This window comes from uncultured Algibacter sp. (assembly GCF_947495925.1).
Taxonomy (GTDB): domain Bacteria; phylum Bacteroidota; class Bacteroidia; order Flavobacteriales; family Flavobacteriaceae; genus Algibacter_E.
In genome coordinates, this window is the sequence record NZ_CANMAU010000031.1 from 1 (window position 1) to 665 (window position 665).

General features: G+C 35.2%; 1 protein-coding gene. It reads right to left on the reverse strand.

The features are described 5' to 3' along the window. Positions 1–147: 147 nt before the first annotated feature. Positions 148–639, reverse strand: coding sequence for a hypothetical protein (locus Q0857_RS16885; protein WP_298538078.1), 492 nt, complete (start codon positions 637–639; stop codon positions 148–150). Positions 640–665 lie beyond the last annotated feature (26 nt).

Here is a 665-nt window from a genome sequence, read left to right on the forward strand (position 1 = left end):
AACGGTTTTGTGTATGGTTAGTTGCGTGTTTAAGCAACTAATTTAGTAAACAAAAACGAACGCGAGAAAATTCCGAAGGAATTTTCCAAGTAGGCAACGACCAAAGCAATTAATTATACACGTTGTTGTAAGCTGGCATTTTTATTTTTAAAATTTCCACCAAGGTTTTTTCGGTTCCATTGGTTTTACTTCATTTTCTATTTTCCAAAACTCTCCGTCATATTTTTCATTCGCTTTTTTGTTAGTCACACTTACTCCATAAGGATAAATTCCGTCCTCAAGTCCGTTTTGAATCCTTTTCATTAATTTTTGAATTGGCCAACATCGAGTTCCGTCTGACAAATTCACTTCGATATTCACTTCTCCGTGAGGGTCATTGTCGTCAGTAATCCATTTCGAATCAGAAACATTTTTTATTAAAGTTTCTCCAATATATGAGCCAATCGAAAATATTTTTCCGCCATAACCTTTGGCAAGTCGACCACCTTTTATCGGTTGTCCGTCTTTAGTGTATTTTTGGATAAATCGGTCAATTTCAATTAAACTTCCCATTGAGTAATCCAGTTCAATTCCGTCCGATTTGAACGCTTTAACTGTCCAATCGGATTGCTTTTTTATATCTTCTAATAATGTTGCCATTCGGTTTTTTTAGCTTGCTTACAACG